The sequence below is a fragment of the Citrobacter sp. Cf087 genome, from assembly GCF_030334285.1.
Lineage (GTDB): Bacteria > Pseudomonadota > Gammaproteobacteria > Enterobacterales > Enterobacteriaceae > Citrobacter > Citrobacter freundii.
This window is the reverse complement of record NZ_JAOWED010000017.1, coordinates 76,271-92,083: the sequence shown is the minus strand read 5'-3', so window position 1 is coordinate 92,083 and position 15,813 is coordinate 76,271. Positions and strand designations below refer to the sequence as shown.

Here is a 15,813-nt window from a genome sequence, read left to right as displayed (position 1 = left end):
CCTGTTTTTTAAACAGGCAAAATGATACAAATCACAAATAAAACAAATTTATTTTTGCCGATTCTGCAACAACTTCGCCATATTAATAGAGTCAACGAGCTGTGCCCGGTTCACCCTCGGCGAGTTTAAATCCATAACTTTTTGCCAAACTGAAATAGCCTGGGCGTAGTCTGCCTGCATAAACGCATCTGAGGCTAACAACATCAGCGCGGTGACCTCTGCCGGGTCCAGCGCCAAGGCCTTATCAATCATCTCGCGAGTGGGCGGCGCCATATGTTGTCCGGCCTGGTAATACAATACCGTTGCCATCGCTGAATAGATCTCAGCATTTTCACCGCCGACACGCAGCGCCTGCTCGTAGGCCAGCAGCGCATTATGATACGCGTTTTGCCAAAGATAGTACTCCCCGAGTTGCGCCCATTTCACGCCGTCCCGTGGATTGGCTCGAATCTGCGATTGCAGAAAAAGCAACTGTTTTTCCTGAATATTTTCATCAGAGAAAGCATGTAAAGGGTCCGCCAGTCGCGTCTGCTCCTGACGAACCGCCTGCCATTTTGGCGTCAACAGGTAGCCTCCAATGCAGGCCACAACCATCAGTACCACCGCAGCGGTCAGCCGCTTCACGGGCATTGGGCGTAACAGCGGCTCGCACTGGCTCATTATTCACCTTCCTCCGTATGCTGACGTTTTCTCACTCGCCAGACCACGACACCTACCAGCAACAACAACAGGCACGGCAACGCCCACAGCAGCAGCGTTTGCTCATTCAGCGGCGGATTATAACGAACGAAATCACCGTAACGCTCGGTCATCCAGGTGGTTATCTCGGCTTCACTTTTCCCTTCCGCCACCATGCTGTAAACCTGATGGCGCATACTGACCGCTACCGGCGCATTGGATTCCAGCAAATTTTGGTTTTGGCACTGTGGACAACGCAGTTGGCTGGCAATAGACAGCGCTTGTTCCTGCTGCTGCGGGTTGGCAAACGTCCATGTGTCCACAACCTGGGCATGCGTAGCGAAAGTAATGAAAAACAGGACGAGCGTTAAGAGTAATAACTTTCTGCCGGATGGCGCTGCGCTTATCCGGCCTACGGTTTGCGCACCTTGTAGGCCGGATAAGGCGTTTACGCCGCCATCCGGCAACGCTGTGATTAATTTACGCATCGCGTTTCCTTCCTCGCCATCCGCTCAGCAGCGCGCCAAAGACCATTAATAGTCCCCCACCCCAAATCCAGCGCACGCCGGTCTGCACGTACAAGCGCATGGCATAACGGTCTGGTCCGGTTTTTTCACCCATTACCGCATACCAGTCATGCATCAGGTTCCAGCGGATCCCCGGCTCCATCATCTGTTGACGACGCGCGGCATAGAAGCGCCTTTCAGGTTGCAGGCTGCCAATGCGTTTCTCATTGTGCCACAGCGTGATCTGCGCTTTTTCACTGGTGTAGTTACCTTTGGCTTCCAGGTCGAGACGCTCAAAACGGAAAATGTAACCCGCCAGTTCAACCTGCTGCCCAGGGCTCAGGTTCAGGCTTATCTCCTGACGACTCCCGCTGGAAAAGACGATCCCCGCCGCAAACACCAGCACTCCGGCATGCGCCAGCAGTGCCGGAAGTTGGATGCGGAAAGACACTTTGCGGCTTCTGACCATTGCCAGCACAATAACCAGCAGCATCAGTAGGCCAAAGGGCAGCGTAGCGCGGTTAAAGTACGGTGCGCCCACGGAAAGCCGCCCCCAGCCGAACAGCCCGTAAATCATCGGGTAGAGCGTGCCAATCAGCACAATCAGCAGCACCGCACTAAAGAGCAGCAGCGCAACCAGAATCAGCATCTCGCGTGACCAACCGCCAAAACGAGCATTCTGCCGGACTTGCTGGCCCCGCCAGGCGTACAGCCCGAGCGACGCCAGACTCAACACGGTAAACAGCGCAAACAGCGGCGCGGCACGAACGTTATCCAGCGCGAAAGCATGCACCGAAACGAGAATGCCGGAACGCACAATCAGCGTCCCCAGCAGCGATAAAATCAGCGTGACGATCGCCAGCAGCAGCGACCAGTGGCGGAAGATCCCGCGCTGGCGCGTGATATACAGGCTATGTAGCAGCGCGCTGGCGGAAAGCCAGGGTAATAAGGAAGCGTTTTCTACCGGGTCCCAGAACCACCAGCCGCCCCAGCCCAGCTCGCAGTAGGCCCACCAGGAGCCGAGGATAATCCCCAGCGTCAGCGCGCACCAGCCGGGCAGCGCCCAGCGCCAGCACACCCAGGCGCTCTGCGCATTAAAGTCACCGCGCAGCAGCGAGGCCAGCGCCACGCCTGCCGCCACCATTAACCCCCCGTAACCCAGGTACAGCAGCGGTGGATGGAGGATTAACCCAAGATGTTGCAGCATCGGGTTAAGGTCGCGTCCTTCAATGGCTGGCGGAAAGATACGCACGAACGGATCGGACCATACCACCACAAACAGCAGCAGCAGGGCCGTTATCATTGAAAGGACGCAGAGCGTCAGCGGAAACAGCGCGTTGGTATTACGCCGATAGCGAAGAGCAAACAGCGCGCTCCAGGCTGAAAGAAACAGCACCCACAGCAGCAGCGATCCTTCATGACCGCCCCACACCGCCGCCAGTTTTAATCCCCACGGCAGCAGGCTGTAGCTGTGCTGGGCAACGTAGACCACCGAAAAATCGCTGGTCAAAAAGCAGAATACCAGAATGGTAAAGGCCAGTAGCAGCAGGGCAAATTGCGTCCACACGCCCACGCTTGCCAGGCGCATCACCCCTTGCCAGCGCTGCCGGACACCTACCAACACGGCAAGCGGGGTCAACACGTTGACCCCGAGGCTTAATAACAGCGCCAGAAAACCGGCTTCAGGAAGGAGAACGTCCAGATATCACCTTACGCAACGGTTAGCTGACCCGCATAGAGGATAAAAAAGCGCAGCAGCAGTACGCCGGTCAGGCTGGCGCCGCACACTGCCAGCACGCCATGAAACGTCGAACTGCGGTTGGCCCAGGGTTTTAGCAGCATCGGCAGTATCAACCCAAGCCCGGCCACGCCAAGCCAGAACCACCAGGTCCAGAATCCGCCGCCCAGTGCCGCCGCCAGCGCACGCATTTTGCCGTCATCGCCCAGCGCCAGACCAACAAAGAACGCCGCCAGCAGGAAGATCTCCAGCCATACGACCGGGACTTCCATGCGATGCACAAAGTGCGCTTCCGTACTGTGCGGATTGCTACGATGACGTAACGCCATGGCGATCAGTGCCACCGCCGCACCGGAGGAGATCCCGGAGAACAGGAACAGCACCGGCAGGATCGGGTTATTCAGGAACGGGTAGGATTTCAGCGCCGACAGCAGGAACCCGGTATACGCCCCGAGCAGAACCGCCAGCACCAGCATCAGCGTCTCAAGCGCGCGATGGAACGGCGTGATTAGCGTCAGTAGTTTTGACACAATCGTCAGTCGCGGCACGAACCGCTGTTGCAGGGCAATCACCTCTTTTTCAAAGATTTTTGCCAGCCACAGCACTAACACCACCATGTACAACTGGAACAGCATGACCCCCATCGACATCACCGAAGTGAAGCTGTAGTGGAACATCAGTTTCCAGAAAGTCCATGGACGCGTAAGGTGGAACACCAGAATCAGCAAACCGAGGATAATTGCCCCCGGCCCTAACACCAGCGTGGTGCGCAGCAGCGTGCTGTCTGAACCGCCCGCCTCCGGATGGAAGCGACGCAGCAGAATCGCCAACGTGACCAGTCCGGCAGAGATACCTATCAGGAACAGATAGATGGCAATGGGCCAGTCCCACACCAGTGATTCAAAATGAAATGCAGAAGCGGATGTCATTGGCTCACCTCCCCAAATTTAAAGGGAACGCGGTAGACCTTCGGTTTTGTACCCAACGCCAGTTTGTAACGGTAGGTAGTTTTCTGCTGCAACAAACGGGATATATCACTGTTGGGATCGTCCAGATTACCAAACGTCAGCGCCTTCGTCGGGCATGACTCAACGCAGGCGGGCTGTTTGCCCGCTTTCAGGTTGGTTTTCCGGCAGAAATCGCATTTATCCGCCGTTTTGCTCACCGGATGGATAAACCGCACGCGATAAGGACACGCGGCGATACAGTACTGGCAGCCAACGCAAAGGTCCGGGTTCACATCCACAATACCGCTGGCGGCATCGCGATACGATGCCCCCGTCGGGCAGACGTCAACGCAGGGAGCGTGGTCGCAATGCTGGCACGAGTGACGGAAGAAGCGATACTTCACATCAGGAAATGTCCCTTGCGGCTCACTGCGGATAATCGTCAGACGCGATACGCCTTCCGGCACGTTGTTAACTTCCCGACAAGCATCCATGCAGGCCGTACAGCCAATGCATAAAGACTCATCATGAACCATACCGTAACGCACACCGTTGATGTTCAGCGTCTTCGCCACAACGCGCCCCGCCGTCCCGCTCACTGCCACCAGCGCGCCGACGCCGGTGATAAACTGGCGACGAGAGCAACTCATGGATGCTCCTTAAGCAACGGAACCGACGCCGGGTTAAAGTTCGGATTGTTACGTTGATCGCTGTGGCAATCGACGCAAATCTTGATCCGTCCTTTATCGCTCAGCGTCTGCATCGTGTCTTGCTTCGGATGCAGTGAGTGACAGCTGGCACACGCCACTTTGGTTACGTGGACATCGTGCGGCCAGAACGCTTTTTGCAACTGCTCAGGCAGGTGACAGGACATACAGACACTGTTCTGCTGCTCCACGTTGTACATCGGCTCATTAAAGCGCATCACATCTTTCACCCCTTCGCGGTGGTTCGGTGACGGCTGGCCGTGACAATTGGTGCAGGTGACAGGCAGTTTGTTATTCGGGTTGATGGCTTCCGCATGCTTACCATGCATGCCTTCGGTATCCGGCTTGTGACAGTCCAGACAGGCGGCATCCGGATTACGCTGTTGGGTAACCGTCCAGCGTTGATCCGACTCCTGCGGCGTTGGCGTGGCAGTGATTCCACTCAGGCTCCATAACAAGCCTGACGCCAGCACCCCAGCAGTTAATAACGAACGTAATACGCTCATATTCACTCCGTTGAGTTATCCGCCCCTTGCGGGGCGAAATGGGGTTATTGGCTTAACAGACCGTTTTTACGCGCCTGATCTTCCCACTGCGGAATCACCGTTTTGATGAAGTCCTGCTTCTCAGCATTGATTTGCTGCATGTTCAGACCAATCGCCGCCTGGGCTTTCTCTTTGGTAGAGATATCCGGTAACGGGATTTCATGCGTGATGCCTTTGGTCGCCAGCAGACGGACCAGTTTGGTACGTGCGTCAGCGGCTTTATCCATTGCGCTACCCAGCATCCGCAGACCTTCTTCCGGGGCATGCATGTGAATACCGTGTGAGGCGATAGACAGGTCCCAACGCCATTGCGCGTGACGGATATCTTCCAGAATCGGCTTCATTTCCGCTTCGGTCGCACCCGCATCCCATGCGGCTTTCGCTTCGAAGTGCGCACGAACAAGCTGGTCTTCAACTTTGATTTTCAGGTCATGAATGGCCTGTTTACGCTCGGCGACCACTTTTTGCAGGGACGCTTTGTCCTGGGTGTGGCAGTTCGCACAGGTCTGAGCGAAGTTATCGAACGGATTACCAATCTTATGGTCGGTGTAAATCTTGCCTTCCGCGTTCTGCACTTTCGGCATGTGGCAGTCGATACAGGTCACATTGTTCTTGCCGTGAATGCCTGCGCTCCAGGTTTCATACTCCGGGTGCTGCGCTTTCAGCATCGGGGTTTTAGACAGGGAGTTGGTCCAGTCAGAGAAGGCGATGGTGTCGTAGTACTTCTCCATGTTCTCGACTTTCATGCCGTCGTCCCACGGGAACTTAACGGCTTTGTTTTTACCGTCGAAGTAGTATTCCACGTGGCACTGGCCGCAGACCATGGATTGCTGGTCAAAGCGACCGGCTTTCTCAAACGGTTTGCCGATGGTTTCCATCGCGCGCTCAGCATAAGGACGCGACAGCGTCAGTTCTGGCTTGCCTTTGGCAAAGTCTGGTGACGCGGTGTTATGGCAATCGCCACAGCCAAGATTATTAACAATTTCAGGACCGCCGCGCGCCCATTTACCGTGGAAGTAGCCATCTTCACCGTCTTTCTGGATCAGACGCGCCACATCCGGGCTTTTACAGCTCCAGCAGGCCATCGGCAACGGACCATCTTCTGCCGTTTTGGGTGCGCCGGTACGTAAGGTTTCACGAACATCGGTCACTGCATACGCGTGCCCGCGCGGTTTGTTGTAATCGCGCGAGAAGGGATATCCCGCCCACAGGATCACCAGACGAGGATCTTCTGCCAGCGCATCTTCACGGGCTGATTGCTCAGACGTGGCTTTCCAGGAGAGATATTGATCGGGATGCTGAGGGGCGAAGACTTCATTCTTCGCTTCAACGGTGACGGTTTTTGCGGGTACGGGGGTTTGTTCAGCGTGAACTGCAGAGATAAATAATAAAGGTACTAACAGGCTGAAGAAACAGCGTACGCGTGATTTTATCCTTGCCATAGGGGTCTCATCCAGATGACGCCATTATCTGCAATGGCGGTTCTTTTATTGTTTTCCATAACAGCAACCACACGAATACTGTCATGACATTGCTCCACCCTATTTGTAACAAGAAACCACACTGAAAATGTTGTCTTTAATCAATTGTAAGTGTATGTAAAATACCACTTTAGAGTTAGTAACACCCTTTGATTGCACCCTCTTTTGTCTAATTCAGAGACAGATCACCTTTTCAACAATCCTTTAGATAACCACATGTTATCGCGAGATTTAGTCAATTTTGCTAGCTCCCTTCAAAATTCAGTTTGTCGCTAATTTGCACAATTCGTTTATTGCGTGATCTGCCGCGCAAATACTAAACAAAACTCTCAAAGCCCCTACATTTAACGTTTATGAGACATATTATTAACATCCTACAAGGAGAACAAAAGCCATGAGCCAAATACATAAACACGCTATTCCCGCAAACATTGCGGATCGTTGCCTGATAAATCCGGAGCAGTACGCAGAGAAATACCAGCAATCCGTTAACGAACCCGACACATTTTGGGGCGAACAGGGAAAAATTCTTGATTGGATCAAGCCGTACAGCCAGGTGAAGAACACTTCCTTCGCACCAGGCAACGTGTCGATTAAATGGTACGAAGACGGCACTCTGAATCTGGCCGCAAACTGTCTTGACCGCCACCTGCAGGCAAACGGCGATCGTACCGCCATCATCTGGGAAGGCGATGACGCAACCCAAAGCAAAAACATTACCTATCGCGAGTTGCATCGCGATGTCTGCCGTTTCGCCAATACGCTACTGGATTTAGGCATTAAAAAAGGTGACGTGGTGGCCATTTATATGCCGATGGTGCCGGAAGCTGCGGTCGCCATGCTGGCCTGTGCCCGTATTGGCGCGGTGCATTCGGTCATCTTCGGTGGTTTCTCACCGGAAGCCGTCGCCGGACGTATTATCGACTCCAATTCACGCCTGGTGATCACCGCCGACGAAGGCGTACGCGCCGGGCGCGCTATCCCACTGAAAAAGAACGTGGATGATGCGCTGAAAAATCCAAATGTGAAAACCGTTGAACATGTGGTCGTTCTCAAACGTACCGGTGGAAAAACGGAATGGCAGGAAGGTCGTGACCTGTGGTGGTCCGATCTTATCGAGAAGGCCAGCTCAGAACACCAGCCGGAAGAGATGAACGCGGAAGATCCGCTGTTTATCCTGTATACCTCTGGCTCAACCGGTAAGCCGAAAGGCGTACTGCACACTACCGGCGGGTATCTGGTCTACGCCGCCACCACCTTTAAGTACGTGTTTGACTACCATCAGGGCGATATTTATTGGTGTACCGCTGACGTAGGCTGGGTAACCGGGCACAGCTACCTGCTGTACGGTCCGCTGGCCTGCGGCGCAACCACGCTGATGTTCGAAGGCGTGCCAAACTGGCCTACCCCGGCGCGTATGTCGCAGGTTGTGGACAAGCATCAGGTCAATATTCTGTATACCGCGCCGACCGCCATTCGCGCCCTGATGGCGGAAGGCGATAAAGCGATTGAAGGTACTGACCGTTCGTCGCTGCGTATCCTGGGTTCAGTTGGCGAGCCGATCAACCCGGAAGCATGGGAGTGGTACTGGAAGAAGATCGGCAACGAAAAATGCCCGGTCGTCGATACCTGGTGGCAGACTGAAACCGGTGGATTCATGATTACCCCGCTGCCCGGCGCCACCGAACTGAAAGCCGGTTCTGCAACCCGTCCATTCTTTGGCGTACAGCCTGCGATTGTCGATAACGAAGGTAATCCGCTGGAAGGCGCGACCGAAGGCAACCTGGTGATTACCGACTCGTGGCCGGGCCAGGCGAGAACGCTGTTTGGCGATCACGAACGCTTTGAGCAAACCTACTTCTCTACCTTCAAGAATATGTACTTCAGCGGCGACGGCGCGCGCCGTGACGAAGATGGCTACTACTGGATCACCGGACGTGTGGACGATGTGCTGAACGTCTCCGGCCACCGTCTGGGAACAGCTGAAATCGAATCGGCGCTGGTGTCGCATCCGAAGATTGCCGAAGCCGCGGTGGTAGGGATTCCGCATAATATTAAAGGCCAGGCGATCTACGCTTACGTTACGCTGAATCACGGTGAAGAGCCGTCACCTGAGTTGTACGCCGAGGTTCGCAACTGGGTGCGTAAAGAAATTGGCCCGCTGGCAACGCCAGACGTGCTGCACTGGACCGACTCACTGCCGAAAACCCGCTCCGGCAAAATTATGCGCCGTATTCTGCGTAAAATCGCGGCGGGCGATACCAGCAATCTGGGCGATACCTCGACCCTCGCCGATCCTGGCGTCGTGGAGAAACTGCTCGAAGAGAAGCAGGCCATCGCGATGCCATCATAACCATAACTGTGAAATGCCCGATGGCGCGCAGCTTATCGGGCCTACAAATCCTATCCCTACCCCTCCCCTGACCGGGAGGGAAATATAAAAACCCTCCCCCAAAGGATTTCGCGTTGCAGGAAGGCGGCAAGCGAGCACATCCCCAGGAGCATAGTTCACTATGTGACTGGGGTGGGCGAGTGCGGCCAACGCACCTGCGGCGTGAAAGACGAAGGGGGCCTCTGGAGAACTCTGTGATGAATGACCAAATTTATCAGCGGATAGAAGACAGTGCGCGTTTCAGGGAGTTAGTAGAAAAACGGCAACGGTTTGCCACCATTCTGTCCATCATCATGCTGGCAGTTTATATCAGCTTTATTTTATTGATTGCCTTTGCGCCAGGCTGGCTGGGTACTCCGCTACACGCAGGAACCAGCGTCACCCGCGGTATTCCGATTGGGGTCGGAGTGATCCTCATCTCCTTCATCCTGACCGGAATCTACATCTGGCGGGCAAACGGTGAATTCGATCGCCTGAACAATGCGGTTCTGCACGAGGTTAAAGCATCATGAAGAGAGTTCTGACGGCGCTTGCCGCCACGCTGCCCTTCGCCGCAAACGCGGCGGATGCTATTAGCGGTGCAGTCCAACGCCAGCCAACCAACTGGCAGGCGATTGTTATGTTCCTGATTTTCGTCATCTTTACGCTCGGCATTACCTACTGGGCGTCTAAGCGCGTACGTTCGCGTAATGACTACTACACCGCCGGCGGTAACATCACCGGTTTCCAGAACGGGCTGGCGATTGCGGGCGACTATATGTCGGCGGCATCGTTCCTTGGAATTTCCGCGCTGGTATTTACCTCCGGTTATGACGGGCTGATTTACTCACTCGGCTTCCTGGTCGGCTGGCCAATTATCCTGTTCCTGATTGCTGAGCGTTTGCGTAACCTCGGTCGTTACACCTTTGCTGACGTTGCTTCTTATCGTCTGAAGCAGGGTCCAATCCGTATTCTGTCGGCCTGTGGTTCCCTGGTGGTGGTCGCGCTGTATCTGATCGCCCAGATGGTCGGCGCAGGTAAACTGATTGAGCTGCTGTTTGGTCTGAACTATCACATCGCCGTCGTGCTGGTTGGCGTACTGATGATGATGTACGTTCTGTTTGGCGGCATGCTGGCAACCACCTGGGTACAGATCATTAAAGCTGTTCTGCTGCTGTTCGGCGCCAGCTTTATGGCCTTCATGGTAATGAAGCACGTCGGCTTCAGCTTCAACAACCTGTTCACCGAAGCGATGGCAGTACACCCGAAAGGCTCCGCGATTATGAGCCCGGGCGGTCTGGTAAAAGATCCGATATCCGCTCTGTCGTTAGGTCTTGGATTGATGTTCGGTACAGCAGGTTTGCCGCATATTCTGATGCGTTTCTTCACGGTCAGCGATGCCCGCGAAGCGCGTAAGAGCGTATTCTATGCCACCGGTTTTATGGGTTATTTCTACATCCTGACCTTTATCATCGGCTTTGGCGCGATCATGCTGGTAGGTGCTAATCCAGAGTACAAAGATGCTGCAGGCGCACTGATCGGTGGTAACAACATGGCGGCGGTTCACCTGGCGAATGCGGTGGGCGGTAACCTGTTCCTCGGCTTCATCTCTGCAGTGGCGTTTGCCACCATCCTGGCGGTGGTTGCCGGGCTGACGCTGGCGGGCGCTTCGGCAGTTTCTCACGACCTGTACGCCAACGTATTCCGCAAAGGCGCAACCGAACGTGAAGAGCTGAAGGTGTCAAAAATCACCGTACTGGTACTGGGTGTGATAGCCATCCTGCTCGGCGTGCTGTTTGAGAACCAGAACATCGCCTTCATGGTGGGTCTGGCGTTCGCCATCGCGGCCAGCTGCAACTTCCCGATCATCCTGCTTTCCATGTACTGGTCGCGTCTGACCACCCGTGGCGCAATGCTGGGTGGCTGGTTAGGTCTGTTAACAGCGGTAGTATTGATGATTCTCGGCCCAACCATTTGGGTCCAGATCCTCGGTCACGAAAAAGCCATTTTCCCGTATGAATATCCAGCGCTGTTCTCCATCAGCATAGCGTTCCTCGGGATCTGGTTCTTCTCTGCTACCGACAACTCAGAAGAAGGCAACCGCGAACGCGAGCAGTTCCGTGCTCAGTTCATCCGCTCCCAGACCGGGTACGGCGTAGAACAAGGTCGCGCGCACTAACCTCCCCTCTCCTCCGGCTTTCGGGCCGGAGGATTACATCCTTTCTTAGAACATCAGCCTCGCGACCAGCGGCGCCACCAATACCATCACCACACCGGAAAGCATCATCACCAGGCTGGCAACCACGCCCTCCTGCTGACCAAGCTCATAAGAGCGCGCCGTGCCTGCCCCGTGCGATGCGGCGCCAAATCCTGCGCCTTTCGCCATTCCTTCACGAATGGAAAGGCGTAAAAACAGCACATCGCCGACCGCCATGCCGAATACGCCGGTCACCACCACGAACAAGGCCACCAGGTCCGGCTGCCCGCCCAATGGCTCTGCCGCTGCCAGCGCAAATGGCGTGGTGACGGAACGCACCGCCAGACTGCGTTGGATCTCATCAGGCAACATAAACAGGCGCGCCAGCCACACGGAACTGGTGACGGCCACCAGCGTTGCCGTTACCACGCCCGCCGTCAGCGACATCCAGTGACGCTTAATCACCGCAAGGTTGTCATACACCGGAACGGCAAAGGCGATGGTCGCCGGCCCTAACAGCCACAGCAACCAGTGCGATTCACCAATATAGTTTTGCCAGGAGATATGGCCGAAGACTAGCATCAGCACCAGCAGGGCCGGGGTGAGGACTAATGGCATCAGCGGTAATTTACGAAAACGGCGATACAATCGCTTATTAGCAAAGTAGATACCCAGCGTAATCACCAGACACAGCACGCTTAGCTGAAAATTACTCACGGTTTAACCTGCTCATTTCATAGCGATACACTTTATCCACCACCCACGCCGTTGCGCCGAGCACCATCAGCGTACTGATCGCAATGACGGCAAATATACGCCAGCCATCAACCAGCAACAGCTGCGTGTAATTCACAACGGCGACCACCGCCGGGACAAAAAACAGCAGCATTTCAGCCAGTAACCAGCGAGCACCTGCGCGAATCCAGTTCAGCGGGATAACCCGGCAGACAATTAACGCCAGCATCAGCACCATCCCTACCAGGTTGGCAGGAAGCGGCAGATGCAGCCAGGAGACAAGATATTGAGCAAATACAAAGAGACCTGCGTACAACAGAACCTGAACGGGGATCTGGAGTCGATGAATAACAGCAGGCGTCACGCGGCTTATCGCCACAGCCATGAGGGTATGTCCTTAAAAAATAGAGAGCGCCAGTATAGAGAGCCCCCGTCCAGGACTGAAATGAATTAAACTCATTGCAGGCATAGTCTTAAGGAATAATCATGGATATCAGAACGCTGCGATATTTTGTTGAGGTGGTTCGTCAGCAGAGCTTTACTCGCGCAGCGGAGAAGCTTTTTGTCACCCAGCCCACCATCAGCAAGATGTTGAAGAACCTTGAAGACGAGCTTAATTGCACATTGCTCATCCGCGACGGGCGGCGGTTGTTGTTAACCGACACCGGACAGGTCGTTTTCGAACGCGGCCTGGCGATCCTCGCTGAGTTTCGCCAGCTTGAAGCTGAACTTAGCGACATTAATCACCTCAACAGGGGTGTGCTGCGCCTCGGTATCCCGCCGATGGTCGGTATGTTGATGGCCGGGCCTATCAGCCTGTTTCGCCAGCGCTATCCCGGCGTTGAGCTGAAGGTCTCTGAATTTGGCGGCTTAACCGTCCAGCAGGCGGTGATGAACGGCGATCTGGATGTCGCGATGACCGCGCTGCCGGTTGAAGAAGAGAGTGGTCTGGCGACCCTACCGCTTTTCAGTCATCCGCTCTGTGTGCTGGTCCCCCGCTCCGGTCAGTGGACAACATGCGAATCCATTTCCCCCGAGGCACTGGCGGAACATCCGCTACTGATCTACAACGAAGATTTCGCGTTGAGCCGCCAATTGCTTGAGCTGTTTAGCCAACACAACGTCAAGCCCCGCATCGCGGTGCGCAGCGGGCAGTGGGATTTTCTGGCTGCGATGGTACAAGCCGGAGTCGGGATTGCCATTTTACCGGAGCCGATTTGCCAGCGCCTGGATAAGCAAACGTTGCGCTGGATCCCTCTGGAGAGTGATTTACGCTGGCAATTGGGCATGATTTGGCGCGAAGGCGTGTATCTGTCGCACAGCGCCCAGGCGTGGCTCAAATGCTGTGAAGGGTTTTGGCTACCGCAAGCGTCGTAAAATGCCGGATGCGGCGCAAACGCCTTATCCGGCCTACATCGGTTTTGTAGGCCTGATAAGCGTAGCGCCATCAGGCACGTTCACCCATATTAAAATCCATTATTTCACCTGCCCAATTTTGTGGGAACAAACCACGCCTCACATCGCGATGAAATGTTGAAAAAGGCCATGTCTGTACCTGTTTTACCCACCCGTGCTTCACTGGGTTAATGTAAATATAATCAACATGCTGTCGATAATCGTGCTCATCGCGGATGGTATGTTCCCAAAAGCGAGGTTGCCAGATATGTCGGGCAGACAACGATCGCGTGAAATGCTTCTTAATTTCCCGCCAACGGGATGAAAAATCAGCGTCATTTTCAGGCAACGTCCAGATGCAATGCATATGCTCAGGTAATACGACCCACGCATTGATATAAAAAGGTTTCATTTTTTGTACCGCAGAAATAGCACAACGTAACCGATCAATTTTTGATATCAGAAGCTGGCTTCGACGGTCCTGCAGATTTACCGTAAAAAACCAGGTTCCTCCGTTGATGTAATTTCGTCGATAGTTGGACATGTTTCCCCCTTTCCTCAACCGTATGGAGAAAAGAGGGAACAGACAAGACAAACAGATCAGTTCAGGAAAGCGGCTCGCAAATTACACGATGAATATTTTATGTAGGCCTGATAAGCGTAGCGCCATCAGGCAGATCTTTCGCCGGATGCGGCGCAAACGCCTTATCCGGCCTACAACGTGCTACCCCGTAGGCCTGATAAGCGCAGCGCCATCAGGCTCTCTCGTTTATTGATTCTCGATCAACAGCGCTTCCAGCAAGTCCAGATCGTGCAGCAGCTTTTGCAGCGTCTCATTGCTGATTTCCCGCGTCGCGCGCAGATGATAAAGCTCCGCGCGTTCTGAACGCAACGCTGCCAGGCGGAAACGTCGCTCGAGGTTTTCTTCCTGCATCGAGCTTTCCACATCGTTGCGTCCGTCGGCGCGACGACGCAGGTTACCAATCACGCGGGAACTCACCTCGGTGAGTAACTGGTTATCGATGTTCTCTTCGGTGTCCGCGGCCAGTCGCTCCTCCATTTTCTGGATCGCGACAATCGCAACTTCTGCCGTAGCAGCGCGAGCAATACGTTCCTCTTTCTGCTGCTGCGAGTGGTCTGCCACTTCCAGATGTTGTAGCAGAATCGGCAACATCACCACGCCAACAAACAGCGAGAACAGAATCACGCCTGCGGCAAGGAAGATCAGCTCATATCGCGCCGGAAATCCGCTACCATCCGGTAACAACAGTGGAATGGAGAGCACACCGGCGAGGGTAATTGCCCCGCGCACGCCCGCAAAAGAGGCAATCAGGATTTCACGCGTTGTCCAGGAGCCGAATTCCATTGGTTTTTTCTTCAGGAAGCGCAGACTGAATTTTTTCATCGTCCACAGCCAGCCAAAACGTACCAGCATCAGCGCCACGTAAATCAGCACGATATCGGTAAACAGCATCCAGATTTCAACGTTCGGATCGACCTCGGCCGCCGCTAAGGAAGACTCCAGAATCCCCGGTAACTGTAGCCCTAACAGCAAGAAGACCATGCCGTTAAACACAAACTCCAGCATTGCCCAGGTACTGTTAGCACGTAAACGCATCGCCAGCGGTGCGCGGCGCATCACCCCGGAACGGGTGATCGTCATCCCGGCAGCGACCGCCGCGAGAATACCGGAAACGCCGATGTGTTCCGCAATCAGGTAAGACGCAAACGGCAGCAGGAACAGCAGGACGATTTGCGTTGCCGGCTCGTCACCGCCCCAGCGGCTGAGGAAGCGCAGGGAGCGCCCGTACAGCCAACTGACGACAAAACCAGCCAGGATGCCGCCAATCGCCACTTTGAAGAACTCAAGCGTTGCGCCACCAACGGTGAATACCATCGTCCCCATCGCCACGGCGACGGCAAACTTCAGAGAGACCAGACCGGAGGCGTCGTTCATCAACGCTTCGCCCTGCAGGATGCCCATGATTTTCTTCGGTATGCGCCCCTCCCCCACAATGCCGGAAAGGGCAACAGCATCGGTTGGCGAAAGGACGGCGGCCAGCGCAAAGGCTGGGATAAGTGGTATCCCCGGCACCAGCCAGTAAATCATAAATCCAATGCCGACCACCGTGACCAGCACCAGCGCCAGCGCAAGGCCGAAGATCTCTCGCCCATGCTCGAGAAACTCACGCGTTGGCGTCTTCCAGCCATCGGCAAAGAGCAGCGGCGGGATGAACAGCACCAAAAACAGCTCAGGATCGAATTCCACATGCAAACCAAACGTCGGCCACGCCAGCAAGGCGCCGATGGCGATCTGCATTAGGGGTAAAGGGAGTTGGAAGGGCAATACGCGAGTAAATACCCCCGACAGCGAGACCACAAGGGTCATGATGAGTATGGTGAAAAAGATTTCCATGCGTTCCCTGTTTGCGATGTTTCTTATGATTGGTGATGAGAGGCGTCGTGCCTCAATTCTATCTAATTGAGAGTAACGCAAAAGACAACGAGTGTGT

The 15,813-nt window shown here is 54.8% G+C and carries 13 protein-coding genes and 1 pseudogene; 4 read left to right on the top strand and 10 right to left on the bottom strand.

All coding sequences use genetic code 11. The annotated features are described in order from the left end of the window. Positions 1-48: 48 nt before the first annotated feature. The 6 genes and pseudogenes from nrfG to nrfA all read right to left on the bottom strand — a co-directional run bounded on the left by nrfG (position 49) and on the right by nrfA (position 6,563). Entirely contained in the window at positions 49-660 is a 612-nt protein-coding gene (gene nrfG / locus OGV57_RS00490) for a heme lyase NrfEFG subunit NrfG (RefSeq protein ID WP_016149410.1), read from the bottom strand. Continuing rightward, positions 660-2,886 (bottom strand): annotated as a pseudogene (gene nrfF, locus OGV57_RS00485) (heme lyase NrfEFG subunit NrfF). Before nrfF ends, nrfG begins: the two are co-directional and overlap by 1 nt. An 8-nt stretch (positions 2,887-2,894) precedes the next feature. After that, entirely contained in the window at positions 2,895-3,851 is a 957-nt protein-coding gene (gene nrfD / locus OGV57_RS00480; RefSeq protein ID WP_003031764.1) for a cytochrome c nitrite reductase subunit NrfD, read from the bottom strand. Further along, entirely contained in the window at positions 3,848-4,519 is a 672-nt protein-coding gene (nrfC, locus tag OGV57_RS00475) for a cytochrome c nitrite reductase Fe-S protein (protein ID WP_003031761.1), read from the bottom strand. The genes nrfD and nrfC overlap by 4 nt, the downstream gene beginning before the upstream one ends. Continuing rightward, complete coding sequence (nrfB, locus tag OGV57_RS00470) at positions 4,516-5,082, bottom strand: cytochrome c nitrite reductase pentaheme subunit (RefSeq protein WP_003031758.1); 567 nt, start codon at positions 5,080-5,082, stop codon at positions 4,516-4,518. Before nrfB ends, nrfC begins: the two co-directional genes overlap by 4 nt. Before the next feature lie 44 nt (positions 5,083-5,126). Next, entirely contained in the window at positions 5,127-6,563 is a 1,437-nt protein-coding gene (nrfA, locus tag OGV57_RS00465) for an ammonia-forming nitrite reductase cytochrome c552 subunit (RefSeq protein ID WP_286530638.1), read from the bottom strand. A 433-nt stretch (positions 6,564-6,996) separates the two neighbouring features. Here nrfA and acs point away from each other — a divergent pair, with 433 nt between their 5' ends. The 3 genes from acs to actP all read left to right on the top strand — a co-directional run bounded on the left by acs (position 6,997) and on the right by actP (position 11,152). Then, the gene (gene acs, locus OGV57_RS00460; protein ID WP_003826645.1) at positions 6,997-8,955 is read left to right on the top strand and encodes an acetate--CoA ligase; all 1,959 of its coding nucleotides are present in this window, start codon (positions 6,997-6,999) and stop codon (positions 8,953-8,955) included. A gap of 236 nt (positions 8,956-9,191) precedes the next feature. Further along, positions 9,192-9,506: a DUF485 domain-containing protein gene (locus tag OGV57_RS00455; RefSeq protein ID WP_003031750.1), complete on the top strand. Its 315-nt coding sequence runs from the start codon at positions 9,192-9,194 to the stop codon at positions 9,504-9,506. Beyond that, on the top strand, positions 9,503-11,152 hold the full coding sequence (gene actP, locus OGV57_RS00450; RefSeq protein WP_003031747.1) for a cation/acetate symporter ActP: 1,650 nt from the start codon (positions 9,503-9,505) through the stop codon (positions 11,150-11,152). Before OGV57_RS00455 ends, actP begins: the two co-directional genes overlap by 4 nt. Before the next feature lie 45 nt (positions 11,153-11,197). Here the strand turns inward: actP and OGV57_RS00445 are convergent, their stop codons facing one another. Both OGV57_RS00445 and OGV57_RS00440 read right to left on the bottom strand, forming a co-directional pair. Next, entirely contained in the window at positions 11,198-11,887 is a 690-nt protein-coding gene (locus OGV57_RS00445; RefSeq protein WP_003031745.1) for an LrgB family protein, read from the bottom strand. After that, entirely contained in the window at positions 11,880-12,290 is a 411-nt protein-coding gene (locus tag OGV57_RS00440) for a CidA/LrgA family protein (protein WP_003031742.1), read from the bottom strand. Before OGV57_RS00440 ends, OGV57_RS00445 begins: the two co-directional genes overlap by 8 nt. A 101-nt stretch (positions 12,291-12,391) precedes the next feature. Between OGV57_RS00440 and OGV57_RS00435 the strand changes: the two genes are divergently transcribed. Next, complete coding sequence (locus tag OGV57_RS00435) at positions 12,392-13,282, top strand: LysR family transcriptional regulator (RefSeq protein ID WP_003844732.1); 891 nt, start codon at positions 12,392-12,394, stop codon at positions 13,280-13,282. 70 nt (positions 13,283-13,352) lie between these two features. On the opposite strand, the gene OGV57_RS00430 is transcribed toward OGV57_RS00435, so the two are convergent. Further along, positions 13,353-13,844 carry an REP-associated tyrosine transposase gene (locus OGV57_RS00430; protein WP_054527963.1) on the bottom strand — a complete coding sequence of 164 codons (492 nt, stop codon included), beginning with the start codon at positions 13,842-13,844 and terminating at the stop codon, positions 13,353-13,355. Positions 13,845-14,069: 225 nt separating this feature from the next. Beyond that, complete coding sequence (locus OGV57_RS00425) at positions 14,070-15,716, bottom strand: Na+/H+ antiporter (protein WP_003031737.1); 1,647 nt, start codon at positions 15,714-15,716, stop codon at positions 14,070-14,072. Positions 15,717-15,813: the final 97 nt, after the last annotated feature.

Excerpts from the sequence above, each read along its gene's own strand:
- nrfC (WP_003031761.1), bottom strand. The coding sequence starts at position 4,519 with ATGAGTTGCTCTCGTCGCCAGTTTATCACCGGCGTCGGCGCGCTGGTG.
- nrfG (WP_016149410.1), bottom strand. The coding sequence starts at position 660 with ATGAGCCAGTGCGAGCCGCTGTTACGCCCAATGCCCGTGAAGCGGCTG.
- OGV57_RS00435 (WP_003844732.1), top strand. The coding sequence starts at position 12,392 with ATGGATATCAGAACGCTGCGATATTTTGTTGAGGTGGTTCGTCAGCAG.
- acs (WP_003826645.1), top strand. The coding sequence starts at position 6,997 with ATGAGCCAAATACATAAACACGCTATTCCCGCAAACATTGCGGATCGT.
- OGV57_RS00455 (WP_003031750.1), top strand. The coding sequence starts at position 9,192 with ATGAATGACCAAATTTATCAGCGGATAGAAGACAGTGCGCGTTTCAGG.
- actP (WP_003031747.1), top strand. The coding sequence starts at position 9,503 with ATGAAGAGAGTTCTGACGGCGCTTGCCGCCACGCTGCCCTTCGCCGCA.
- nrfA (WP_286530638.1), bottom strand. The coding sequence starts at position 6,563 with ATGGCAAGGATAAAATCACGCGTACGCTGTTTCTTCAGCCTGTTAGTA.
- nrfB (WP_003031758.1), bottom strand. The coding sequence starts at position 5,082 with ATGAGCGTATTACGTTCGTTATTAACTGCTGGGGTGCTGGCGTCAGGC.
- OGV57_RS00440 (WP_003031742.1), bottom strand. The coding sequence starts at position 12,290 with ATGGCTGTGGCGATAAGCCGCGTGACGCCTGCTGTTATTCATCGACTC.
- nrfD (WP_003031764.1), bottom strand. The coding sequence starts at position 3,851 with ATGACATCCGCTTCTGCATTTCATTTTGAATCACTGGTGTGGGACTGG.
- OGV57_RS00425 (WP_003031737.1), bottom strand. The coding sequence starts at position 15,716 with ATGGAAATCTTTTTCACCATACTCATCATGACCCTTGTGGTCTCGCTG.
- OGV57_RS00430 (WP_054527963.1), bottom strand. The coding sequence starts at position 13,844 with ATGTCCAACTATCGACGAAATTACATCAACGGAGGAACCTGGTTTTTT.